The 22,501-nt window shown below is 64.7% G+C and carries 21 protein-coding genes and 1 riboswitch; of the genes, 18 read left to right on the top strand and 3 right to left on the bottom strand.

Going from position 1 to position 22,501, the window contains the following annotated elements; all coding sequences use genetic code 11:
- Nucleotides 1-2: 2 nt before the first annotated feature.
- Complete coding sequence (gmk, locus tag FFS30_RS13075; RefSeq protein ID WP_137913623.1) at nucleotides 3-617, bottom strand: guanylate kinase; 615 nt, start codon at nucleotides 615-617, stop codon at nucleotides 3-5.
- Between the two features lie 4 nt (nucleotides 618-621).
- Nucleotides 622-1,500, bottom strand: coding sequence for a YicC/YloC family endoribonuclease (locus tag FFS30_RS13070; RefSeq protein WP_137913622.1), 879 nt, complete (start codon nucleotides 1,498-1,500; stop codon nucleotides 622-624).
- Nucleotides 1,501-1,703: 203 nt separating this feature from the next.
- Here FFS30_RS13070 and rph point away from each other — a divergent pair, with 203 nt between their 5' ends.
- The 5 genes from rph to FFS30_RS13045 all read left to right on the top strand — a co-directional run bounded on the left by rph (nucleotide 1,704) and on the right by FFS30_RS13045 (nucleotide 6,749).
- A complete protein-coding gene (gene rph, locus FFS30_RS13065) occupies nucleotides 1,704-2,435 on the top strand; it encodes a ribonuclease PH (RefSeq protein ID WP_137913621.1) in 732 nt (243 codons plus the stop codon).
- A gap of 30 nt (nucleotides 2,436-2,465) precedes the next feature.
- Nucleotides 2,466-3,062 carry an RdgB/HAM1 family non-canonical purine NTP pyrophosphatase gene (gene rdgB, locus FFS30_RS13060; RefSeq protein ID WP_137913620.1) on the top strand — a complete coding sequence of 199 codons (597 nt, stop codon included), beginning with the start codon at nucleotides 2,466-2,468 and terminating at the stop codon, nucleotides 3,060-3,062.
- Nucleotides 3,059-4,240 carry a radical SAM family heme chaperone HemW gene (gene hemW / locus FFS30_RS13055; protein WP_137913619.1) on the top strand — a complete coding sequence of 394 codons (1,182 nt, stop codon included), beginning with the start codon at nucleotides 3,059-3,061 and terminating at the stop codon, nucleotides 4,238-4,240. The genes rdgB and hemW overlap by 4 nt, the downstream gene beginning before the upstream one ends.
- Before the next feature lie 5 nt (nucleotides 4,241-4,245).
- Nucleotides 4,246-4,440 carry a CPXCG motif-containing cysteine-rich protein gene (locus FFS30_RS13050; RefSeq protein WP_137913618.1) on the top strand — a complete coding sequence of 65 codons (195 nt, stop codon included), beginning with the start codon at nucleotides 4,246-4,248 and terminating at the stop codon, nucleotides 4,438-4,440.
- Between the two features lie 63 nt (nucleotides 4,441-4,503).
- A riboswitch (cobalamin riboswitch) is annotated at nucleotides 4,504-4,786 on the top strand.
- A 121-nt stretch (nucleotides 4,787-4,907) separates the two neighbouring features.
- Nucleotides 4,908-6,749 carry a TonB-dependent receptor gene (locus FFS30_RS13045; protein ID WP_137913617.1) on the top strand — a complete coding sequence of 614 codons (1,842 nt, stop codon included), beginning with the start codon at nucleotides 4,908-4,910 and terminating at the stop codon, nucleotides 6,747-6,749.
- On the opposite strand, the gene FFS30_RS24435 is transcribed toward FFS30_RS13045, so the two are convergent.
- Nucleotides 6,716-6,841: a hypothetical protein gene (locus FFS30_RS24435; RefSeq protein WP_283235211.1), complete on the bottom strand. Its 126-nt coding sequence runs from the start codon at nucleotides 6,839-6,841 to the stop codon at nucleotides 6,716-6,718. The genes FFS30_RS13045 and FFS30_RS24435 overlap by 34 nt on opposite strands.
- A gap of 128 nt (nucleotides 6,842-6,969) precedes the next feature.
- Here FFS30_RS24435 and pepQ point away from each other — a divergent pair, with 128 nt between their 5' ends.
- The 13 genes from pepQ to FFS30_RS12980 all read left to right on the top strand — a co-directional run bounded on the left by pepQ (nucleotide 6,970) and on the right by FFS30_RS12980 (nucleotide 22,412).
- Nucleotides 6,970-8,295, top strand: a complete 1,326-nt coding sequence (gene pepQ, locus FFS30_RS13040; RefSeq protein ID WP_137913616.1) for a Xaa-Pro dipeptidase — start codon at nucleotides 6,970-6,972, stop codon at nucleotides 8,293-8,295.
- Between the two features lie 400 nt (nucleotides 8,296-8,695).
- Entirely contained in the window at nucleotides 8,696-9,172 is a 477-nt protein-coding gene (locus FFS30_RS13035; RefSeq protein ID WP_137914040.1) for an EF-hand domain-containing protein, read from the top strand.
- Between the two features lie 180 nt (nucleotides 9,173-9,352).
- Nucleotides 9,353-10,597 (top strand): histidine kinase, encoded by a 1,245-nt coding sequence (locus FFS30_RS13030; RefSeq protein ID WP_137913615.1) that lies wholly within the window; start codon nucleotides 9,353-9,355, stop codon nucleotides 10,595-10,597.
- Nucleotides 10,590-11,348 carry a LytTR family DNA-binding domain-containing protein gene (locus tag FFS30_RS13025; protein ID WP_137913614.1) on the top strand — a complete coding sequence of 253 codons (759 nt, stop codon included), beginning with the start codon at nucleotides 10,590-10,592 and terminating at the stop codon, nucleotides 11,346-11,348. Before FFS30_RS13030 ends, FFS30_RS13025 begins: the two co-directional genes overlap by 8 nt.
- Nucleotides 11,349-11,373: 25 nt before the next feature.
- Complete coding sequence (locus tag FFS30_RS13020; RefSeq protein WP_137913613.1) at nucleotides 11,374-11,769, top strand: hypothetical protein; 396 nt, start codon at nucleotides 11,374-11,376, stop codon at nucleotides 11,767-11,769.
- Nucleotides 11,770-11,924: 155 nt separating this feature from the next.
- Nucleotides 11,925-12,671 carry an electron transfer flavoprotein subunit beta/FixA family protein gene (locus FFS30_RS13015; RefSeq protein WP_137913612.1) on the top strand — a complete coding sequence of 249 codons (747 nt, stop codon included), beginning with the start codon at nucleotides 11,925-11,927 and terminating at the stop codon, nucleotides 12,669-12,671.
- A gap of 158 nt (nucleotides 12,672-12,829) precedes the next feature.
- Entirely contained in the window at nucleotides 12,830-13,771 is a 942-nt protein-coding gene (locus FFS30_RS13010; protein WP_137913611.1) for an FAD-binding protein, read from the top strand.
- Between the two features lie 203 nt (nucleotides 13,772-13,974).
- Entirely contained in the window at nucleotides 13,975-15,933 is a 1,959-nt protein-coding gene (locus FFS30_RS13005; RefSeq protein WP_137913610.1) for an acetoacetate--CoA ligase, read from the top strand.
- A gap of 9 nt (nucleotides 15,934-15,942) precedes the next feature.
- Nucleotides 15,943-17,370 carry a UbiA family prenyltransferase gene (locus FFS30_RS13000; protein ID WP_137913609.1) on the top strand — a complete coding sequence of 476 codons (1,428 nt, stop codon included), beginning with the start codon at nucleotides 15,943-15,945 and terminating at the stop codon, nucleotides 17,368-17,370.
- Between the two features lies 1 nt (nucleotide 17,371).
- Nucleotides 17,372-18,667: an FAD-binding oxidoreductase gene (locus tag FFS30_RS12995; RefSeq protein WP_137913608.1), complete on the top strand. Its 1,296-nt coding sequence runs from the start codon at nucleotides 17,372-17,374 to the stop codon at nucleotides 18,665-18,667.
- A 4-nt stretch (nucleotides 18,668-18,671) separates the two neighbouring features.
- Nucleotides 18,672-19,412, top strand: a complete 741-nt coding sequence (locus FFS30_RS12990; protein WP_137913607.1) for an SDR family oxidoreductase — start codon at nucleotides 18,672-18,674, stop codon at nucleotides 19,410-19,412.
- A 13-nt stretch (nucleotides 19,413-19,425) separates the two neighbouring features.
- Nucleotides 19,426-20,370 (top strand): NAD-dependent epimerase/dehydratase family protein, encoded by a 945-nt coding sequence (locus FFS30_RS12985; protein WP_137913606.1) that lies wholly within the window; start codon nucleotides 19,426-19,428, stop codon nucleotides 20,368-20,370.
- Entirely contained in the window at nucleotides 20,370-22,412 is a 2,043-nt protein-coding gene (locus FFS30_RS12980; RefSeq protein ID WP_137913605.1) for a hypothetical protein, read from the top strand. The genes FFS30_RS12985 and FFS30_RS12980 overlap by 1 nt, the downstream gene beginning before the upstream one ends.
- Nucleotides 22,413-22,501: the final 89 nt, after the last annotated feature.

Here is a 22,501-nt window from a genome sequence, read left to right as displayed (position 1 = left end):
CTTCAGTCCTTGAGCAGATCGGCGAGCAGTGCGTCGTAGCGTTCGCGCTGTCCCGCTGCACGCAGTTGCCGCGCGGTGACGATGGAACGCAGGTCGGACAATGCGGTGGCGAAATCGTCGTTGACGACGATGTAGTCGAATTCAACCGAATGCGCGATATCCTCACGCGAATCGGCAAGGCGGCGGCGGATCGTCGCGTCGCTGTCCTGCGCACGCGAACGCAAGCGCCGTTCGAGTTCGGCGCGCGACGGCGGCAGGATGAAGATGCTGACCGTGTCCTTCATCTGCGCGCGCACCTGACGCGCGCCCTGCCAGTCGATTTCGAGCAGCACGTCCTTGCCCTGCGCCAGAGTGCGTTCGACCGCGGTGCGCGCCGTGCCCTTCAAGTCGCCGTGCACGACCGCATGCTCGAAGAACTCGCCGCGCTTGATCATTTCCTCGAACACGCCGCGCGAGACGAAGTGATAGTGCACGCCGTCGGCCTCGCCGGGCCGCGGCAGACGCGAGGTGTACGACACCGAAAGCAGGATGTTCGGCTCGCGCTCGAGCAGGGCGCGGGTGAGGCTGGTTTTGCCGCCTCCGGAAGGCGCGGCGATGATGTAGAGAGTTCCCGACATCGCCTTATTCTATATTCTGCACTTGCTCGCGCATCTGCTCGATCAGCACTTTGAGCTCCACCGCAGCCTGCGTGGTGCGCTGATCGACCGACTTGGAGCCGAGCGTATTCGCTTCGCGGTTGAATTCCTGCATGAGGAAATCGAGGCGGCGGCCGGCCGGGTCCGGCGCGGCGAGAATGCGCCGCGCCTCGGCGATGTGCGCGGTCAGACGATCGAGTTCCTCGTCGACGTCGATGCGCGAAAGCTGCAGCACTAGTTCCTGCTCAAGACGGCCGTTGTCCGCGCGCAGCGACTCCGCCGACTGGGTGATCTCGGCGAGCTTGGCTTCGAGCCGCGCACGCAGGCCTTTGCGAATCTCCGGCAGCCAGCCGCGCACGTCGGCGACGGTGCGCGCGATGCCGTCGAGGCGCTCACGCAGGAAACCGCCGAGGCGCTCGCCCTCGCGCGCGCGCGTCGCGACCATATCGGCGAGCGCGCGGTCGAGCAGATCGAGCGCGGCCTGGCGCAACCCGTCTTGATCGACCTCTTCGCGTTTGAGCACGCCGGGCCAGCCGAGCAGGCTGGCGAAATCGACGCTGAACTTGGGGAAGCGCTCGGCGAACACGCCCGCGGCTGCTTCGAGTTTGTCGAGCACGGCGTCGTTGAGGCGGATCTCGCTCGCCGCCGCTTCGCTCGCGCGGAAGCGCAGGTTCACGTCGACCTTGCCGCGCGTGAGCTTGGCCGCGACGCGCTCGCGCAGCACCGGCTCGATCGCGCGCAGCTCGTCCGGCAGGCGCGGATTGAGTTCGAGATAGCGATGGTTGACCGAGCGCAATTCGAAGCTCAACGCACCCCACGGCGTGTCGGCATCGGCGCTGGCAAAGGCGGTCATGCTACGGATCATGGGCGGTTTCATCGCGATTCGGGGCGCGAAGTATGCCACGCGCGCCGCCGGTTCCCGTCATTGCGCTGCACGGGCGAGGACGGTTCTCGATGCCGAAACCGTTCAGAAACCGCAGCGAATTCCTGCCCTCGCGGAAATCGCGGGCGAAAGAAATGCCTTCTCGTCTTACAATTGCGGGCCTGCTCGCAACGAACCTGTCTCGAATGTCCAATATCCAACGTCCCAGCGGCCGCGCCGCCGATCAACTGCGCACGGTCACGATCGAACGCCGCTACACGCGCCATGCCGAAGGCTCGGTGCTGATCGCGTTCGGCGACACGCGCGTCCTCTGCACCGCCAGCGTCGAAGACAAGGTGCCGCCGTTCCTGCGCGGCAAGGCCGAAGGCTGGGTCACGGCCGAGTACGGCATGCTGCCGCGCGCGACTAAGGAGCGCACTCAGCGCGAAGCGGCGCGCGGCGGCCAGGGCGGGCGCACGATGGAAATCCAGCGCCTGATCGGGCGTTCGCTGCGCGCCTGCGTCGACCGCGCCGCCCTCGGCGAGCGCACCGTGACCCTCGACTGCGACGTACTGCAGGCCGACGGCGGCACGCGCACCGCGGCGATCACCGGCGCCTATGTCGCCCTCGTCGATGCAGTGGAGACCCTGCTCAAGCGCGGCGCGCTGAAGAAAAACCCGATCGTCGGCGCAGTCGCCGCGATCTCGGTCGGTATCTATCGCGGCGCGCCCGTGCTCGATCTCGACTATCCCGAGGACTCGGCCTGCGACACCGACCTCAACGTCGTCATGAACGACGGCGGGGGTTTCATCGAACTGCAGGGCACCGCGGAAGGTCATGCGTTCCGCCGCGACGAACTCGACGCTTTGCTCGGCCTTGCGCAGAAAGGCATCGGCGAACTGCTGCAGTTCCAGCGCGAAGCGCTGACGCGTGCATAACCCGCGACCGCACCAACCACACCCTTACGCATGAAACGCATCGTCCTCGCCAGCAGCAATCCGGGCAAGCTCGCCGAAATCCGCAAAGTGCTCGCCGACACCGGCATCGAACTCGTCGCGCAAAGCGAATTCGGCATCGCCGACGCCGACGAAACCGGCATGACCTTCGTCGAGAACGCGCTGATCAAGGCGCGGCACGCGTCGCGCCAGTCGGGCCTGCCCGCACTCGGCGACGATTCGGGCATCTGCGCCGATGCGCTCGGCGGCGCACCGGGACTTTATTCCGCGCGCTATGCGGGCGAACACGGCAACAACGCGGCGAACAACGTCAAGCTGCTCGATGCGCTGCGCGGCGTACCCGACGCGGAGCGCGGCGCGCATTTCCACTGCACCCTGGCCCTGCTGCGCAGCGCCGACGATCCCGCGCCGCTGATCGCCGAGGGCCTTTGGTATGGCCGCATCCTGCACGCGGCGCAGGGCGGCCAGGGTTTCGGCTACGACCCGGTGTTCTTCGATCCGCAGCACGGACCCGCCGGCGAACTCGACCCCGCCGTGAAGATCCGCTTCAGCCATCGCGGCCTCGCATTGGCACGCCTGCGCGAGCTGCTCGACGCCGAACGGCGATGACTCTGCCGCCGCTCTCGCTCTACATCCACATCCCGTGGTGCGTGCGCAAGTGTCCGTATTGCGATTTCAATTCGCACAACGCGCCGGACACGCTGCCGCAGCGCGAGTACGTCGAGGCGCTGCTCGCCGATCTCAACCGCGATCTGCCGCTCGCACAAGGCCGGCCGCTGCGCAGCATCTTCTTCGGCGGCGGCACGCCGAGCCTGTTCGCGCCGGACAGCATCGCGCGCATCCTCGACGGCGTGAATGCGCGGCTCGATTTCGCGCCCGGCATCGAGATCACGATGGAAACCAATCCGGGCACGGTTGAGCACGGCGACTTCGCCGCCTATCGCAGGGCCGGCGTCAATCGCCTCAGCTTCGGCGTGCAGAGTTTCGACGACGACGCGCTCAAGCGCATCGGCCGCATCCACGATGCGCGGCAGGCTGAGCGCGCGATCAAACGCGCGCAGGACGACGGCCTCGACAATCTCAATCTCGACCTGATGTACGCGCTGCCGCAGCAGACCGTGGCCGGTGCGCTCACTGACGTCGACAAGGCACTCGCGTTCGCCACGCCGCATCTGTCGCACTACCAGCTCACCCTCGAACCGAATACCGCCTTCGCCGCGAACCCGCCTTCGCTGCCCGACGAGGACAGCGCCTGGGACATGCAGGAAGCCTGTCAGGCGCACATCGCAGCGGCCGGTTTCGTCCATTACGAAGTGTCGGCCTATGCGCGGCCGGGGCGCGAGAGCGCACACAATCTGAACTACTGGCGCTTCGGCGACTATCTCGGCATCGGTGCAGGGGCGCACGGAAAGTATTCGTCCCCCGCTGTCGACGGCGCGCTCGAAGTGCACAGGCGCTGGAAGCTGCGCGCACCGCGCGGCTATCTCGAGCACGCGAAAACGGAACGCGTGATCGGCGGCGACGACGCCGTGGCCGTCGAGCAGCTGCCGTTCGAGTTCATGCTCAACGGCCTGCGCCTGACCGCAGGCATTCCGCTAGCGGAATTTCATGCAACGACCGGACTCGGCCTCGATGCGATCCGCACGGAAATCGACGAGGCCGTTCAGCGCGGCTGGCTCGCAGTCGATGATCGCAATCTGCTGCCGACCGAATCCGGGCAGCGCTTCCTCAACGACCTGATCTCCCTGTTCCTGCCGGACAAGAAGGCGCCGGCGACGGAGGCTTGAAAACCATGAACACGCTGGAATTCGTCACCATCCACTGCCCGTACTGCGGCGAAGGCTTCGAAACCCAGGTCGATCTATCCGCGGGTTCACAGAGCTATGTCGAGGACTGCGCCATTTGCTGCAAACCGATCGAGATCGCGCTGCGCGTCAGCGACGACGGCGAACTGCTCGGCGTGTCGACGCGCACGGACCGGGATTAGACTCCGGCCCCGACCTGCTACGGGAAAGGACGCATAATCCTTGCTTCGGCCCCGACCTGTCCCTACACTGCGCGCCTCGCAGGTGCCCTGCGCTGCCTTTTCGGCGCAAGGTGAAACGGGAAGCTGATGTGAATTCAGCGCTGCCCCCGCAACGGTAAGCAAGTGCGCTCCGCGCGAGCGCGTCTCGATCTCAATGCCACTGTGCCGAACGGCACGGGAAGGCGATCGAACTGATGAAGTGTCCGCGATCGATGCCGATCGCGAAAGGCGCAAGAGGCCGTCCCGGCCGCGCCGCTCACTGCATCGCTTGCAAGCCCGGAGACCGGCCTGCGCGACCGCATTGCGGTCGATCAGCTTGCGGCGTTGCGGTGGGCAACGGACGGGCGTATCGCGCGTCGTTCCTGCGTCGACACCCCTTTCCAAACCTCCCGCGCCGTGCATTTTTCAGCCGACGCTCGGAGTACACCATGTCGCAAAAATCCATTCTCTCTCTCGCCGTCGCTGCCGCGCTTGCGGGCGTGAGCTTCGCCGCCACCGCCGATACGCCGGACGCGCAACTGCAGCCGACCATCGAAGTCACCGCCTCGCGCGTCGCGCAGACGGTCGACGCGAGCCTGGCCAGCGTCTCGGTCATCACGCGCGCCGACATCGAGAGAACCGGTGCGCCGGACCTGATCGAAGTGCTGCGCCTGCAGGCCGGCGTCGATGTCGCGCGCCTCGGCGGCGCGGGCATGCAGACCAGCGTGTTCCTGCGCGGCACCAACTCCAATCATGTGCTCGTGCTGATCGACGGCGTACGCGTCGCCTCCAACAACACCGGCTCGTTCGCGTTCGAGAACCTGCCTCTCGACGCGGTCGAGCGCATCGAGATCGTGCGCGGCCCGCGTGCGAGCTACTGGGGTTCGGACGCGATCGGCGGCGTCATCCAGGTGTTCACGCGCAAGCTCGACGGCGCGCACATCGCCGCCAGCTACGGCAGCTACGGCAGCGCCGACGGCAGTGTCGGCTACGGCATGCAGACCGACACCTGGGGCGTTTCCGCGCAGGCCGGCGGCCGCCACGTCGACGGTTTCTCCTCCTCGAATCCGCTCGCCGGCCCCTACGTCTACAACCCCGACGACAACCCGATGCAGAACCACAACCAGACCGCGCAGGCCTGGTACAAGCTCGGCACGCAGACGCTGTCGGCCAGCGCGTTCCGCAACGTCGGCACGCAGAGCTTCGACAACGGCGCCTACGGCCCGGCCATTTCGCACACGCTCGACCAGTCGATCGGGATCAATCTGGAAGGCGCGATCACGGCGGACTGGCAGCACCGTCTGTCGGTCGGCACTTCGCGCGAGAACATCGACACGGCTGCGTTCGGCTCGGCCTATCGCTCCACGCGCGAGCAGTTGTCGTGGACCAACGACTACACATTCGCGCCGAACCAGCATCTGACCGCCGGCCTCGATTATGTCTACGACCACGGCCGCAATCTCGACACCTTCGGCGGCACTACGGTGTACGACAAGACGCGCAACAACACCGGCGTGTTCGCCGGCTGGCGCGCCGACGCGGGCGCGTTCGACGGCGAAGTCTCGGGCCGCTACGACCACAACAGCAATTTCGGCAGCGAGTTCTCCGGCTCGATCGCCGGCGGCTACAAGTTCGCCGACAACCTGCGCCTCACCGCGAGCTACGGCACCGCGTTCAGCGCGCCGACGCTCGGCCAGCTCTACTCACCCGGCTACGGTGGCTACTACGCCGGCAATCCACTGCTCGACCCGGAGCGCTCGCGCACCGGCGAACTCGGCCTCGAATGGAAAGCCGACGACGCCAACCGCCTCGAAGCGCGCGCCTTTACCACGCGCGTGCGCGACCTGATCGATTTCTCGGGCAACAAATCGCAAGCGATCAACATCGCCCACGCCGCCATCGACGGGCTCGAACTGACCCACGGCTGGCATTCGGGTGCCTACTCGTGGACGAACACGCTGACCTTGCAGGACCCGCGCAACGAAGACACCGACAAGCAGCTCGTGCGCCGGCCGAAGCAGAAACTCTCCAGCGTCTTCGACGCCCAGCTCAGCGACGCGCTCAGCGCCGGCGCGGAAATCGTCTACGCGGGGCGCGCGGACGACGTCGGCGGCGCCAAGCTCGGCTCCTACACCCTGCTCAACCTGCGTGCGAGCTATACGATCAATGCGCAGTGGCGCCTCGGCGCGCGCGTGGAGAACCTCGGCGACAAGAACTACCAGCTCGCCTACGGCTACAACACGCCGGGCAGGTCGGGTTACCTGACCGTGAGCTGGTCGCCGGGCAAGTAAGCGCTCGGCATTCCGCTCAAGCCGAACGGCAGGATGTGGCGCGCGAGTGCGGCGGCGCTGAACAGCAAGTGCGCCGCCGCGTAAGCACTCATAGCTTCAACGTTCCGCCACGCGCAACCCGGCATTCGTTGCCGGGACGAAGACGCAGGGAGTCCCGAGATGCGGGATTCCCCGTGCCGCTTGCGGCACAATACGCGCGTACGAATTCCGGATGCGCGTCATGACCGATCTGCTTGCCAAACTCTATCCCGATCATCTCGCCACACTGACGGCGCGCAGCGACACCGCGCTCGCGCGCGGCAGCTACGATCATCTCGTCGTCGCCGCGGGCACGCCGCGCTATCAGTTTCTCGACGACCGTCCGTATCCGTTCGCGGTCAATCCGCATTTCAAGCACTGGCTGCCGGTGACCAAGGCGCCCGGCTCGTGGCTCGTCTACACGCCGGGGCACAAGCCGAAGCTGATCTACCTGCAGCCGCACGACTACTGGCACGTCGTGCCCGAGGCTCCGGCGGGATATTGGGTCGAGCACTTCGACATCGAGATCATTCGCGAAGCCGGCGAGGCGAAGGCGCATCTGCCGGCGAATGTCGCGCGCTGCGCGATCGTCGGCGAAGACAATGCCGCGGTCGGCGACTACGTGCCGAACAATCCGCAGGAAGTGCTCGACTATCTGCACTGGCATCGCGGCTACAAGACCGATTACGAACTCGGCATGCTGCGCGTCGCCGCCAAGCTCGGCACGCGTGCGCACCTTGCGGCCGAACGCGCGTTCCGCGCCGGCGCGAGCGAGTACGACATCAACACGGCCTATCTCAACGCCGTGCACGAGACCGAGAACGAGCTGCCCTATTCCAACATCATTGCGCTGAACCAGCACGGCGCGATCCTGCACTACACCGAACTCAACCGCGCGCCGCCGGCGCACGCGAACTCGTTCCTGATCGACGCCGGCGCGAGCTTCCACGGCTACGCCTCGGATATCACGCGCACCTACGCGGCCAAGCAGGCCGGCGAATTCCAGGCCTTGATCGATGCGGTCGATACGGCGCAGAAGGGATTTGTGGAAAAAGTACAGAAAGGCACGAACTACGCCGACCTGCATCTGCACGCGCATCATGTGCTTGCCGGCGTGCTGCGCGAACACGGCTTTATCCGCATGAGCGCCGAGGCGGCGGTCGCTTCGGGCGTGTCGAATGTGTTTTTCCCACACGGCCTCGGTCATCCGATCGGCCTGCAGGTGCACGACGTCGGCGGTTTCCAGAAGGACGAGCGCGGCGGCACGATCGAGAAGCCGGCCGGCCATCCATTCCTGCGCATGACACGTATGCTCGAACCGCGCATGGTCGTGACGATCGAGCCTGGCCTGTATTTCGTCGATCTGCTCCTCGCCGAGTTGAAGACCCGGCCCGAGGCCAAGGACATCGACTGGGACAAGGTCGATCACTTCCGCCAGTACGGCGGCATCCGCATCGAGGACGACGTGGCCTGTGGCGAAACGGCACCGGAAAATCTCACCCGCGACGCGTTCGCCGCCGCAGCATAAGCCTTCCTTATCGATCACGCCGCCAGCGCTTTGCCGCAGGCGGCGCACCAGGAGCTGGCGCACAGATAGCCCGTTCGCACTGAGCGTAGCGCCGCAGGCGCGAAGTCGAAGTGCCGAAAGCCAAAGTACCGCAAACCACGAAATCCCCGGTGTTTCGACTTCGCGAAGCAAAGCCTCGCTGCGCTCAACGCAAACGGCTGCTTATTTACCGATGAGTTCTTAGCGCTGCGTGCGCTGCGCGCCCGATTCCGCCGCGCGCGCTCCCGCCGCCGTCGCCGCGTACACAAAGAATCCTGCGCTTGTTTACTTTGCTTTACCCAGTTCCGGTAAACGTCGGCGTATCGTCGGCGTTGAATCCGCTGTGGCCACTACCAAACCATCCCCCACAACGGAGCAAATCATGTCACGCATCAGCAAACTCACCCTCGCCGTCGCGATTGCCGCTTTCAGCACGGTCCCGTTCGCCGCGTTCGCGCAGTCGAACCCGGCGCCCGCGGCGACCGCGACCACGCACCCGTCGCTGTTCGATCATATGTTGAAGAAGATGGACAGCAACGGCGACGGCAAGATCTCGTCGGCGGAATTCCAGGCCGCCGCGGCCGCTCGCTTCGACGCGATCGACACGCAGGGCAGCGGCAAGATCACCGCTGAACAGATCGCGAATTCGCAGGCCGTCAAGCAGCGCGACGAGAAGTTCGCCGAGCACGAAGTCAAGAGAATCGGCAGCAACGGCGCGATCACGCGCGACCAGTATCTCGCCGCGGCGCAGGCGCGTTTCGCCAAGCTCGACAAGAACGGCGACGGTTTCATCACCTCCGACGAAATGCCCGCCGGACGCTGGGCCCAACGCAAGCCGGGCGGTAACAACTCTCAGTGATTCTCGAGGATAGGCGCTCTCCCCCTTGCCTCAGGGCCGCGGAAGCGGCCCTTCTTTTTGCCCGATTTCGCACCGTTTAGAGTCGGCTTCGTCGCTCCGGCCCGGCTTTCGTCGCAAGTGCATTGCGCCGTGCGCGGCGCCCGCTATCCTGCGCTGCAATCCCATCGCGCAGGTTCCGCCATGCTGGCTTCGGCATTATTCATCTTCCGCACCGCGATCGCCTGGGGTGCGGCGATTCTCTTCATCAACATCGCCATCGAGGCGGTCGGCATCGGTCATCGCGGCCTGCTGAACTTCATCCTGATCAGCGGCTCGTTCCTGCTGTTCGGCGCGAAGATCGCACACGCGTTCCTGCATGTGCGCCGCGTCCAGCTGATCACCGGCAAGGTCGATGCGGATTCGCTGTCGAACCGACAGCGCCGGCATATGGAGATTCCGTTCGACCCGGCCGAGGCATTCGAGCTGGTCGACGCGGCGATCCGCGAATTGCCCGGCTCGACCGTCGTCCAAAGCGCACGCGACAGCCTGCACATTCGCGCGAACGTGACCCACTCCGACTATGCGGCGAAAACGGCGAAAAAATATAACTACCTCGGAGCGACGGGCAATCGCATCCTCGCGACGATCACACCGGGCGAGGGCACATGCAGCGTCACCTTGATCTGCGAGCCCGAAGGCGGCGCGTGGAGCGAGTGGTTCCATTTCGACGACGGCGGCAATCTGGAGAACGCCGAGGCAATCAAGAGGGCGATCGTGCGCCGCGTCGCCGAACGCCGACGCAGCGAGAAGGCCAGCGCCGCGCAGACCGGCAGCGAGAAGGAACTCGCCGTGGCCAAGCTCAACCTGCTGCACGCGCAGATCGAACCGCACTTCCTCTACAACACACTCGCCAGCGCACAGATTCTGACGCGCAGCGACCCGGCGCGCGCCGACGAAATGCTCGGCAATCTGATTTCCTACCTGCGTCATTCGCTGCCGCGCACGGAAGACGTGCCGTCGACGCTCGGCGCCGAACTCGAACGCGCGCGCGCCTATCTCGACATTCTGAAAATCCGCATGGGTGCGCGCCTGCACACGCAGATCGAAGTGCCCGAAGCGCTCAAAAACATACCGTTCCCGACGATGATGCTGCAGACCCTAGTCGAGAACGCGATCAAGCACGGCCTCGAACCGAAGTACGGCGGCGGCACGATCTGGATACTCGCGCGCGAAAGCGGCGGCGGCCTGACCGTGACGGTCGCCGACGACGGCCAGGGCTTCAACGCGCAATCGAGCGGCACCGGCATCGGCCTGAAGAATCTGCGCGAACGCCTCAGTCTCGCCTACGGCGCAGCGGCTTCGTTCGTCATCGCAGCGAATTTCCCCAACGGCGTCGCCGCGACGATCACCGTGCCGGCCACGACGACAGGAGCGACCCATGCCTAAGTGCATCGTTGCCGAAGACGAAGAACTGCTGCGCAACTCGCTCGTCGGTCTGCTGCGCGAAGCGTGGCCGCAGCTCGACATCGTCGCCGAATGCGAGGACGGCGGCAGCGCGCTCGACGCGATCGCGACCTACCAGCCCGAGATCGCCTTCCTCGATATCCGCATGCCGGGCCTGACCGGGCTCGAAGTCGCGGCGGCGGCGGCGGATGCGAGCCCGACCACGCAGATCGTTTTCGTCACCGCCTACAACCAGTATGCGATCGACGCATTCGACAAAGGCGCGGTCGACTATCTGCTCAAGCCGATCGCGCGCGACCGCCTCGCCGCGACGATCAAGCGCCTGCAGGCACGCAGCGCGCGCGACGCCGGCGCGCTCGCCGCGATCATCCAGCAGCTCGGCATTGTGCCGCAGATCGCCGACAAGCCGCCGCTCGCCTGGATCACTGCGAGCGCGGGCAAGGAAACCAAGCTGATCCTGGTCGACGACGTCGCCTATTTCCAGGCCGACAACAAGTACACCGTGGTCATGACCCGCGAAGGCGAAGCGCTGCTGCGCACGCCGATCCGCGAACTGCTCGGCCTGCTCGATCCGAGCGCGTTCAAGCAGATCCACCGCTCGACGATCGTCAATCTGAAAGCGATCGCATCGGTGGTGCGCGACGAGACCGGCCGCGGCACGGTGAAACTGAAGACGCGCCCCGAGACACTGACCGTCAGCCAGCCGTTCATGACCTTGTTCCGTTCCATGTGACGCCCGTATCCAGCGAGAACCGACCATGCGCACCAACCTCGTTTCCGCCCTGCTGCCACTGATCCTTGCCGGCTGCAATTATTCGCCGAGCACCTCGATCAACACGACGATGATCAGCACGACGACGATCAACGGCGTCGACGTGCTCGATTCGGCAATCCGCGAATCGGCATCGGGCAACATCGAGTTCACCTGCAATGACAGCGCGAGCGGACGTTGCTACTACGCCGTGTTCACCAGCGACTGCCGTGACGACGCGAAAACCTCCGGGGTAAACACCTGCACGACGCAGCGCATCGCCGATTTCGCCGTGGCCAAGGGCGAGTCCAAGTCGCTGAGCAATCTGCCGTCCGGCTACCGCCACTGCGTCGCGCGTTCGACGCCGGTGCCGCCGTACTGCACAAGCGCGCCGCAGGGCTGATGCCGAACGACCGCGCTTGGCGTCCGTTCATGGCCCGGCCGGCCGGCAAAGTGCGCTGCGGCGGCGTGGAGCTTTTGCTCCAATCAATCGGGTAGAATCGCATTCCCCCTCCGCTACGCTTGCGTACGGAACCCACAGCAGGGAATACGCGATCGATGAAAATTCTTGTCGGTTACAAGCGCGTCGTCGATTACAACGTGCGCATTCAGGTCAAACCCGACGGCTCGGGCGTGGAAACCTCCGGCGTCAAGCTCTCGGCCAATCCGTTCGACGACATCGCGCTCGAAGAAGCGCTGCGCCTGCGTGAGAAAGGCATCGCGAGCGAAGTCGTTGTCGCCACGATCGCGCCGGCCGACGCACAGGCGCACCTGCGCAACGGCCTGGCGATGGGCGCAAACCGCGCGATCCACCTCGTCACCAACGATGCGATCCAGCCGCTGACCGCGGCGCGCGCTTTCCTCAAGCTGATCGAGAAAGAACAGCCGCAGATCGTCATCCTCGGCAAGCAGGCCATCGACGACGACTGCAACCAGACCGGGCAGATGCTCGCCGCGCTGTGGAACCGGCCGCAGGCGACATTCGCCTCCAAGGTCGAAGTCAACGGCGGCGCGGCGAAAGTGACGCGCGAAGTCGACGCCGGGCTGGAAACGATCGAAGTCGATCTGCCGGCCGTGATCACGACCGACCTGCGCTTGAACGAACCGCGCTTCATCAAGCTGCCCGACATCATGAAAGCCAAGTCGAAGCCGCTCGAAACCCTGCAGCTCGCCGACCTCGGCATCGCCTCGGGCGATACGCTGAAGACGATGAACTACGCGGCGCCGGCGAAGCGCAGCAAAGGTGTGATGGTGAAGGACGCCGCGGAACTCGTCGCCGCTTTGAAGACGAAAGGCCTGCTCTAGTTCTTCCTTCTCCCGCCGGGACGAAGGTGCCCGCAGGGCGGATGAGGGAAGAGCCCATCCGCAACCGCAGGCTCCACTGAAAGCGCAAGGCCTTTCCCTCATCCGGCGCTGCCGCGCCACCTTCTCCCGACCGGAGAAGGGAAGCAAAGGAAACTCCGATGTCCAAAATTCTGATCATCGCCGAGCATCTCAACGGCAAACTCAATTCCAGCACGGCACGCTGCGTGAGCTGCGCGCAGGCAATCAAGGCCGACGCGATCGACGTGCTCGTGCTCGCCGACGCGCCCGACGCGATCGCCGCCGAAGCGGCGAAAATCGCCGGCGTGACCAAGGTGCTGACCGTCGCCAATGCGGCGAACCAGCACGCGCTCGCCGCGGTGTATGCGCCGCAGATCGTCGCCGCGGCGGCGGGCTACAGCCACGTGCTCGCGCCGTCGACGACGTTCGGCAAGGACCTCGCTCCGCGCGTCGCCGCCCTGCTCGGCGTCGCCCAGGTCAGCGACGTCATCAGCGTGATCGACGCGCACACCTTCACGCGTCCGATCTACGCCGGCAACGCGATCATCACGGTGCAGGCACCGGCCGATCAGGTACTCGTCGCCACCGTGCGCACGGCTTCGTGGGCCGCGGCGGCGGACGGCGGCAGCGCGCCGGTCGAAGCGCTCAGCCTCAGCGCCGAGCTGCCGACGCATACGCGCTTCGTCGAGCTTGCCCAGGGTTCGAGCGAACGCCCCGACCTGCAGAGCGCCGGCCGCGTCGTCTCGGGCGGCCGCGGCGTCGGTTCGGCGGAGAATTTCGCGATCATCTTCAAGCTCGCCGACAAGCTCGGCGCGGCGGTCGGCGCCTCGCGCGCCGCGGTCGACGCGGGCTACGTGCCGAGCGATCTTCAGGTCGGCCAGACCGGCAAGATCATCGCACCGGAACTGTATATGGCGATCGGCATCTCGGGCGCGATCCAGCATCTGACCGGGATCAAGGACGCCGGCACGATCGTCGCGATCAACAAGGACGGCGAAGCGCCGATCTTCGAAGTCGCCGACATCGGCCTCGTCGGCGATCTGTTCAAGATCATTCCGGAACTCGAAGCGGCGCTGGGATAAGGCCGAAGCGGCCGCCGCCGGGCGCGATCACTGCGCCCGCGGCAGTCGCCGCAAACACCGAAAGTCCCGGTTCGACGCGTCGAACCGCTCATCGAATCGCCTCCGCGTCGCTTTGCTCCGAGGTTTCCTCGCCGTCACACAGAGCCTCGCAGCGCTGATTTATAATCGGCCCTCGCCGGATATCGCCTAAAAGGGAACGCCGCTTGAATACCGCACGCCCCATCTGGGAACCCAGCAAGGAACGCATCGAGCGCGCGAACCTGTCCCGCTTCATCCGCTTCGTGCAGACCGAGCACAAGGCACCGGTCGAAGATCATTACACCCTCTACGAATACTCGATCCGCCAGCCGGAGAATTTCTGGCGCGCGGTCTGGGAATTCTGCGGCATCCGCGCCGCGGGCGATTTCGACCACGTGCTCGTCGACGGCGACAAGATGCCCGGAGCACGCTGGTTCCCCGGCGTGCGCCTCAACTTCGCCCAGAACCTGCTGCGCTACAAGGACGACCGCGTCGCCCTGATCGCGCGCAACGAATGGGGCCACGCGCGTGAATTCACCTACGCGCAGCTGCACGAGGAAGTCGGCAAGCTCGCGCACGCGCTGCGTGAGGCCGGCGTCGGCGCGGGCGACCGCGTCGCCGGCTTTATGCCGAATATCCCGGAAACGGTGATCGCGATGCTCGCGGCGACCTCGCTCGGCGCGACCTGGTCTTCGTGCTCGCCCGATTTCGGCATCAACGGTGTCGTCGACCGTTTCGGCCAGATCGCGCCGAAGGTGCTGTTCACTGCGGACGCATATCCGTACGGCGGCAAGAGTTTCGACTGCCTCGCCAAGATCCGCGAAGTGCTCGAGAAAATTCCGTCGGTCGAGAAACTCGTCGTCGTGCCCTACTCGGGCGCGGAGGTGAAGCTCGACGGCATCGCCCACGCCGTCGCGTGGCCGGACTTCGTCGGCAGCGAGACGCGCGAACTCGAATTCACCCCGACCGCATTCGATCATCCGCTCTACGTGATGTATTCCTCCGGCACCACGGGCGTGCCGAAGTGCATCGTGCACGGCGCCGGCGGCACCTTGATCCAGCATCTGAAGGAACTCGTGCTGCACACGGACCTGAAGCGCGAGGACAAGATTTTCTACTACACCACCTGCGGCTGGATGATGTGGAACTGGCTCGTCTCCAGTCTCGCGGTCGGCGCGACCCTGGTACTGTACGACGGTTCGCCTTCGCATCCCGACGCGCGCGTGTTGTGGGACCTGGTCGACGAAGTCGGCATCAGCGTATTCGGCACGAGCGCCAAATGGATCGCGGCGAGCGAGAAGGCCGGGGTGAAACCGCGCGAATCGCATAAGCTGACCACGCTGAAGACGATCCTCTCGACCGGCTCGCCGCTTGCCGACGAGAGCTTCGACTACGTCTACCGCGACGTGAAGGAACGCGTGCTGCTCGCCTCGATTTCCGGCGGCACCGACATCATTTCGTGCTTCGCCCTCGGCAGCCCGCTGCTGCCGGTGCACCGCGGCGAGCTGCAGTGCCGCGGCCTCGGGCTCAAGGTCGAGATTCTCGACGACGACGGCAAGCCGCAGCGCGGCGAGAAGGGCGAGCTCGCCTGCACCGCGCCGTTCCCGTGCATGCCGGTCGGTTTTTGGAACGATCCCGACGGCTCCAAGTATAAAAGTGCGTATTTTTCCAAAGTGGAAAACGTCTGGTGCCACGGCGACCACGCGCTGCTGACCGAACACGACGGCATCGTCATCTACGGCCGTTCCGACGCGGTGCTCAATCCGGGCGGTGTGCGCATCGGCACGGCGGAAATCTACCGCCAGGTCGAGCAACTGCCCGAAGTGCTCGAATCGATCGCGGTCGGCCAGGAATGGGACAACGACGTGCGCGTGATCCTGTTCGTGCGCCTACGCGAAGGCCATACGCTCGACGACGCCCTGCGCGAACGCATCAAGAAGCAGATTCGCGCCAATACGACGCCGCGCCACGTGCCGGCGAAGATTCTTCAAGTCGCCGACATCCCGCGCACGATCTCGGGCAAGATCACCGAAATCGCGGTGCGCGAGGCGATCCACGGGCGGCCGGTGAAGAACACTGACGCCCTGGCCAATCCGCAGGCGTTGCACCTCTTCGAGGCGTTGCGAGCGGAACTCGCGACTTGAGCTTGACCGATGACGGCCGCCCAGCAACGCGACGACATTCCGCTCTGCGTCGATCTTGACGGCACGCTGATCCGTTCGGACCTGCTAATCGAGTCCGCACTCGGACTGATACGCCGCAATCCGCTCAACATTCTGCGCTGCGGCGCGTGGCTGCTGCGCGGCAAGGCGGCGATGAAGCGCGAGATCGCCGCGCGCAGCGAGGTCGATGTCTCGCTGCTGCCGTACGACGACCGCGTCGTCGACCGGTTGCGCGACTCGTCGCGGCATCGCGTGCTCTGCACCGCATCCGACCGCAAGTACGCCGATGCCGTCGCCGCCCATCTCGGCGTGTTCGACGAGGTGATCGCGAGCGACGGCGAACGCAATCTGGCCGGATCGAACAAGGCCCAGGCTCTCGTCGAACTTTACGGCGAACGCGGCTTCGACTATGCCGGCAATGCCGCGCCCGACCTGAAAGTCTGGCAGTACGCGCGCAGCGCGATCGTGGTCAACGCAAGCGACGGCCTCGCCCGGCGCGCGGCCGCGGTGACCTCGGTCGAACAGGTGCTGCCGCACAACGGCGGCGGCCTGCGCACCTGGATCAAGGCGCTGCGCCTGCATCAGTGGCTGAAGAACCTGCTCGTATTCCTGCCCCTGCTCGCCTCGCACAAGCTGTTCCAGGTCGAAGCCGTCGTGCTGTCGCTGCTGGCCTTCGTCAGCTTCGGCCTGTGCGCTTCGGGCGTCTACGTGCTCAACGATCTGCTCGATCTCGAGTCGGACCGCAATCATCCGCGCAAGCGGCTGCGTCCGTTCGCGGCCGGCACGCTGGCGCTCGCCTCCGGTCTCGTCGCCGCGCCGGCGCTGACCGTTGCCGCTTTCGCGCTAGCGATCGCGGTCGGGGCGAAGTTCGCGATCGTGCTGTTCGGCTACTGGTTGCTGACCCTGGCCTATTCATTCCGACTCAAGCGCATCGCGATGCTCGACACCGTCGTGCTCGCCGCGCTCTATACCGTGCGCATCATCGCCGGCACCGTCGCGATCCATTCGGCGCCGTCGTTCTGGCTGCTCGCGTTCTCGATGTTCCTGTTCCTCAGTCTGGCCCTGGTCAAACGCTATACCGAACTGCGCAGCCTGCTCCAGCAAGGCCGCAGCCGCACCGACGGGCGCGGCTACGAAACCGACGATCTGAGCCTGATCCAGTCGCTCGGCGGCGCCAGCGGCTATCTCGCCGTGCTCGTGCTCGCGCTATACATCAACAGTTCGGCGAGCGAAGTGCTGTACCGGCACCAGCAGGTGCTGTGGCTGCTCTGCCCGCTGCTGCTCTACTGGGTCAGCCGCGTCTGGCTCAAGGCGCATCGTGGTCTGATGGACGACGATCCGGTGGTGTTCGCGTTGACCGACTATGTCAGCCGAGTCGTTCTGGCGCTGTGCGCCATCGTGATCGTCGTGGCCATCTGACATGCCCGCGGTCGGGACATCGTGGGGCCGCTATCCGCGCGCTAAGCAGACGGTCGCGCCGCTGCATTGGCGCGACGAAGGACTGCCCGACGCCGAAGGCAGCGTGCTCGCTTACGGCAACGGCCGTAGCTACGGCGACGTTTGCCTCAACGACGGCAACACCTTGCTGCATACGCGCGGACTCGACCGCTACATCGCCTTCGACCCGGCCAGCGGCATCCTGCGCTGCGAGGCCGGCGTGCTGTTCGCGGACATCCTCGATTTCGCCGTACCGCAGGGCTGGTTTCTGCCGGTCACGCCGGGTACGCGCTACATCACCGTCGGCGGCGCGATCGCCAACGACGTGCACGGCAAGAATCACCATGTCGCCGGCACGTTCGGCGAGCATCTGCTCCGATTCGAGCTGCTGCGTTCGGACGGCCGACGCCTGGAATGCAGTGCGGACGAGAACGCGGACCTCTACGCTGCGACAATCGGCGGCCTCGGCCTGACCGGCGTGATCGTCTGGGCGGAATTCCGCCTGCAGCGCATCGCCAGTCCGTGGATGGCGCAGGAGACGCGGCGCTTCGGCAACCTCGCCGAATTCTTCTCGCTGTCAGCGCAGTCCGAGCGCGACTACGCCTACACCGTCGCCTGGATCGATTGCACGGCCCGCGGCGACCGCTTCGGTCGCGGCATTTTCTACAGCGCCAACCATGCGCCGGCGAATGCCGCCATCGCTGCGCCGCGCCAGCGCCGGCTCAGCGTACCGTTCACGCCGCCGATTTCGCTGATCAACGGCTTGAGCCTGTCCGCCTTCAACGAGCTGTATTTCCGCCGTGCTCACGAAGGCCATGAGATCGTGCACTACGAGCCGTACTTCTATCCGCTCGATGCGATCGGCGAATGGAACCGCATCTACGGTCCGCGCGGATTCCTGCAATACCAGTGCGTCGTGCCGCCGGCCGCCGCGGAGACCGCCACCGCCGAGCTGCTGCGCACGATCGCGGCCAGCGGCAGCGGCTCGTTCCTGGCCGTACTCAAGGTGTTCGCCGACCGGCCGGCGGCGGGTATACTCTCGTTCCCGCGCGCGGGGACGACGCTCGCGCTCGATTTTCCGAACCGCGGTGCCGCGACGTTTGCCCTGCTCGACCGCCTCGACGAGATCACCGCCGCCGCAGGCGGCGCGGTCTATCCAGCCAAGGACGCGCGCATGAACGGCGCACGCTTTCGGCAATATTTTCCGCGCTGGCAGGAAATGCGCGGCGCTATCGACCCGAAATTTTCTTCCGGCTTCTGGCGCCGCGTGATGGAATGAGCTTATGCGTAAAGTCTTGATCATCGGAGCGACCTCGGCCATCGCCGAAGCCACGGCGCGCATCTTCGCCACGCGCGGCGACGCCCTGTTCCTCGTCGCGCGCAATGCCGACCGCCTGCAGGCGATCGCCACCGATCTCGGCGTGCGCGGCGCGGTGCGCGCAGCGCACGCGACCCTCGATGTCGCCGACTTCGCCGCGCACCAGGCGGTGATCGACCAGGCCGAGCGTGAACTCGGCGGCCTCGACACCGTGCTGATCGCGCACGGCACGCTGTCAGACCAAGCCGAATGCGAGAAATCCGTCGACGCCTTGCGCCGCGAGTTCAACGTCAACGCTCTGTCGACAATGGCCTTGCTCACGACGCTCGCGAATCTGTTCGAGGCACGCAAAAACGGCACGCTCGCGGTGATTTCTTCGGTCGCCGGCGACCGCGGCCGGCAGAGCAACTACGCCTACGGTTCGGCCAAGGCCGCGGTCAGCGCGTTTCTTTCCGGCCTGCGCCAGCGCCTGGCGAAGTCCAACGTCGACGTGCTCACGATCAAGCCCGGTTTCGTCGACACGCCGATGACCGCGGCGATCGCCAACAAAGGCGCGCTATGGGCCAAGCCCGACCAGATCGCCGCCGGCATCGTGCACGCGATCGACAAGCGCCGAAGTGTCGTCTATCTGCCGTGGTTCTGGAGCCTGATCATGCTGATCATCAAGCACATTCCCGAACCGATTTTCAAAAAGCTCAAACTGTGACGGACCGCATCGCGTGATCGCCAAGGATTCGAAAATCGTACTCACCGGCGCGGCAGGCCTCGTCGGCCAAAACCTGATCGTCGAACTCAAGGCGCAGGGTTATACGAACCTCGTCGCCATCGACAAGCACGAGTACAACCTCGGCATCCTGCGCCGGCTGCATCCGGACGTGCAGGCGATCCTCGCCGACGTCGCCGAGCGCGGTGAATGGGAAGCGAGCTTCGCCGGCGCCGCCTGTGCCGTGCAGCTGCATGCGCAGATCACCGGCAAGGACTCGCAGATCTTCGTGCGCAACAACATCGACGCGACGCGCATCGTGCTCGATGCGGTGAAACGCCACGACGTGCCCTACCTCGTACATATCTCCTCGTCCGTGGTCAATTCGGTCGCCGACGACGACTACACGAATACGAAGAAAGTCCAGGAGAAACTGGTCGTCAAGTCCGGCATCAAGCACTGCGTACTGCGGCCGACTTTGATGTTCGGCTGGTTCGATCCGAAGCACCTCGGCTGGCTGTCGCGCTTCATGGCGAAGACGCCGGTTTTTCCGATCCCCGGCGACGGCAAGTACATGCGCCAGCCGCTGTACGAGCGCGACTTCTGCCGCTGCATCGCCAAGTGCATCGAGACCCAGCCCGACGGCGCGGCCTACGACGTCTGCGGCGACACGCGCATCGACTATGTCGACATCATCCGCACGATCAAGCGCGCCAAGGGCCTGCACACCTGGATCGTGCATATCCCCTATTCACTGTTCTACACCCTCCTCAAGGTATACGCGCTGTTCAGCGGCAAACCGCCGTTCACCGCCGACCAGCTCAAAGCGCTCAGCGCCGGCGACGAATTCCACGGCGTCGACACGCGCGCGACTTTCGGCGTGACGCAGACGCCGTTCGAGGATGCCGTGCGCGAAAGTTACTGCGATCCGCGCTATAGCAGCATCGTGCTGAAGAGATGATGTCCACATCGGCCACTGCGAAGAGATTCATCGATCTCGCTACTTCTCGCTGTGCCACGATCGTCTTGCTGCTTGCGATTGCCATCGCGTCATCCTGCGCACACTGGTATGCATTGGCGGGAAATTACGGGCATCCCGACGAGGAGATTGCGCGCGCCGTCGTCGGCAAGGTGCTGGCCACCAAATCCAAGGATACGAATTGGGCGCGCACCGACGTCGTCGGCTTTCGCTACGATCAGTTCAATTTTTCATCCTACTACCTGGTCGCCGCCAAAATAGAAAAGCTCCTAGGTCATCGTGCCGAGGACATCAACAACAGTTCGGTGCTGATCAAAAATCTGCGCCAGCAAAACGTCATTTTCGGCGGGATCGTCGTTTTGCTTGCCGGACTGCTCGCCTGGCGACTCTCGAACCGTTTCGGCGCCGTCATCGGAGCCACGTTGACAGCGTGCAACGTGACGCTTTTCCAGGACGATCTGTATGCCCGTCCGGAAACATTCGTTTCCGTTCTAACCCTGGCTTTCGTACTGGTGCAGATCAGCTCCAATCTGAGAATCTGGATGATTCTGGCCTTGAGCGGGTTCATCCTCGGCCTGCTGGTCGCAGCGAAGATCACCTTCCTGCTGTTTTTACCTTTTCCGCTGCTGGCGATCGCCGCGCGCCTGCATTCCCGGCACTATGCCTACGCGCTGCCGCACCCATGGGCGATTGCTTCGGCATGCGCCCTCTATTTTGTCGGTATCGTTTTCGGTTTTGGTTACGGCGCACCTTATGCTTTGCATGCTCCGTGGGAATATCTGAATGGCCTCGGATTTTTATTCAAACAGTACAACGGCACCGGTTGGTGGCCGTATACGCTGGGCGACGCCGGCTTGCTCGCCCGACTCGCCAACGGCGTTGCTTATCTGGCCTATACGCAAGGCTGGCCGGCGCTGATCTTGTTCGTCGTCGGCGCTTTCAGCTTGCTCCGCGAGAGAAATCATGTCGTTCTGTTTGCTGTCGCCGGCCCGCTGCTGACTCTTTTGTACTTCATGCAGACCCGAACATTCTTCGAACGCAATTTCAGCCATGCGCTTCCGATTATGTTCGCCATGTCCGCACTCGGATTTGTATTTCTTGGTCGCTGTATTCGCGCTGCCCTCAATGCGCGCAGCGACGGCGCCGGCGGCTGGCTGGCTGCTGCGGCAGGTGTCGTTCTGGTTCTCGTCGCGCTGCCCGCATACTCGGTCAGCGCCACCCTCTACAAAACTTTGTTTGATGGAGATCGGGACAAACGAGTCGAAGCGATGACCAAGGACATCGGCAGCCGGCACTCTTTGCCGGTGCTATTCGCGTGGGCGGATACGGCAAAAATTTCTTCGCTGCGTGGTTCCTTCTGCGGAGCGGTCATTCACAAGATCTTCGATTTCGGCGATCTTCCGTCCAAACGAACGCTTCTGGAACTCCAGGCCAAGGGATATCGGGTAGAGGAACGGTTTCCCAGCCCATTCGACGGGTCGCCCGGATCGACTTTGCAATCAATTCACGGCCCAGGTTTTCTGTTCGTGAGCTCGCCTCCCGATACGCCGGAAAAGTCTTGTACGGCAAACCTAGAGCTACTGCAGAAGACCGACTATCACGCCATCTCCACATCAGCACAAATGTCGCCGGCATGGACTCTGAATGGATATCCGTCAGAGCTTTCATCGTCCGACTGGCCCTATCCTCTGTACGCTTCGTGGAGCGGATCCGACGGCAAAACGGGCCAGCTTGTCATAGGCCCGTTTGAGGCATGTGGTGACGTAGTCGTCCCCTACGTCGTGGGTCCGGTGCGTAGCGGCACACTGTCGATCGAACGCGATATCGGCGGGGTCCGCGAGGTCGTCACCGAGGGGCTGCCTCCTCCGGTCATCGATTGGACCGCAATACGCATCCACGCGGCGCCTGCGTGCGCGCGATACACGATCCGCGCCGAAGACGATGGCTCTGGCTGGGGGCAATGGATCGGCGTAGGAATGCCTGTAGAATTGCATCAGCCCAATCGGGGCCTACTCAAAAAATAGCGGCCCATGATTGCTCGTTCGATGCAGGCACGTCTGCCCGGGCGCCTGATCAAGCCAGCAAATGCTCAATCCGTCGCTGTGCGCGATCC

This window comes from Rudaea sp. 3F27F6 (genome assembly GCF_005503555.1).
Taxonomy (GTDB): Bacteria; Pseudomonadota; Gammaproteobacteria; order Xanthomonadales; family Rhodanobacteraceae; genus Rudaea.
The sequence above is the reverse complement of the archived record's forward strand: the minus strand, read 5'-3'. Positions and strand labels throughout refer to the sequence as shown.

What these genes read in the sequence shown, in the direction of transcription:
- gmk (WP_137913623.1), bottom strand. Translation starts at nt 617, where the DNA reads ATGTCGGGAACTCTCTACATCATCGCCGCGCCTTCCGGAGGCGGCAAA.
- FFS30_RS13070 (WP_137913622.1), bottom strand. Translation starts at nt 1,500, where the DNA reads ATGATCCGTAGCATGACCGCCTTTGCCAGCGCCGATGCCGACACGCCG.
- rph (WP_137913621.1), top strand. Translation starts at nt 1,704, where the DNA reads ATGTCCAATATCCAACGTCCCAGCGGCCGCGCCGCCGATCAACTGCGC.
- rdgB (WP_137913620.1), top strand. Translation starts at nt 2,466, where the DNA reads ATGAAACGCATCGTCCTCGCCAGCAGCAATCCGGGCAAGCTCGCCGAA.
- hemW (WP_137913619.1), top strand. Translation starts at nt 3,059, where the DNA reads ATGACTCTGCCGCCGCTCTCGCTCTACATCCACATCCCGTGGTGCGTG.
- FFS30_RS13050 (WP_137913618.1), top strand. Translation starts at nt 4,246, where the DNA reads ATGAACACGCTGGAATTCGTCACCATCCACTGCCCGTACTGCGGCGAA.
- FFS30_RS13045 (WP_137913617.1), top strand. Translation starts at nt 4,908, where the DNA reads ATGTCGCAAAAATCCATTCTCTCTCTCGCCGTCGCTGCCGCGCTTGCG.
- FFS30_RS24435 (WP_283235211.1), bottom strand. Translation starts at nt 6,841, where the DNA reads ATGAGTGCTTACGCGGCGGCGCACTTGCTGTTCAGCGCCGCCGCACTC.
- pepQ (WP_137913616.1), top strand. Translation starts at nt 6,970, where the DNA reads ATGACCGATCTGCTTGCCAAACTCTATCCCGATCATCTCGCCACACTG.
- FFS30_RS13035 (WP_137914040.1), top strand. Translation starts at nt 8,696, where the DNA reads ATGTCACGCATCAGCAAACTCACCCTCGCCGTCGCGATTGCCGCTTTC.
- FFS30_RS13030 (WP_137913615.1), top strand. Translation starts at nt 9,353, where the DNA reads ATGCTGGCTTCGGCATTATTCATCTTCCGCACCGCGATCGCCTGGGGT.
- FFS30_RS13025 (WP_137913614.1), top strand. Translation starts at nt 10,590, where the DNA reads ATGCCTAAGTGCATCGTTGCCGAAGACGAAGAACTGCTGCGCAACTCG.
- FFS30_RS13020 (WP_137913613.1), top strand. Translation starts at nt 11,374, where the DNA reads ATGCGCACCAACCTCGTTTCCGCCCTGCTGCCACTGATCCTTGCCGGC.
- FFS30_RS13015 (WP_137913612.1), top strand. Translation starts at nt 11,925, where the DNA reads ATGAAAATTCTTGTCGGTTACAAGCGCGTCGTCGATTACAACGTGCGC.
- FFS30_RS13010 (WP_137913611.1), top strand. Translation starts at nt 12,830, where the DNA reads ATGTCCAAAATTCTGATCATCGCCGAGCATCTCAACGGCAAACTCAAT.
- FFS30_RS13000 (WP_137913609.1), top strand. Translation starts at nt 15,943, where the DNA reads ATGACGGCCGCCCAGCAACGCGACGACATTCCGCTCTGCGTCGATCTT.
- FFS30_RS12995 (WP_137913608.1), top strand. Translation starts at nt 17,372, where the DNA reads ATGCCCGCGGTCGGGACATCGTGGGGCCGCTATCCGCGCGCTAAGCAG.
- FFS30_RS12990 (WP_137913607.1), top strand. Translation starts at nt 18,672, where the DNA reads ATGCGTAAAGTCTTGATCATCGGAGCGACCTCGGCCATCGCCGAAGCC.
- FFS30_RS12980 (WP_137913605.1), top strand. Translation starts at nt 20,370, where the DNA reads ATGTCCACATCGGCCACTGCGAAGAGATTCATCGATCTCGCTACTTCT.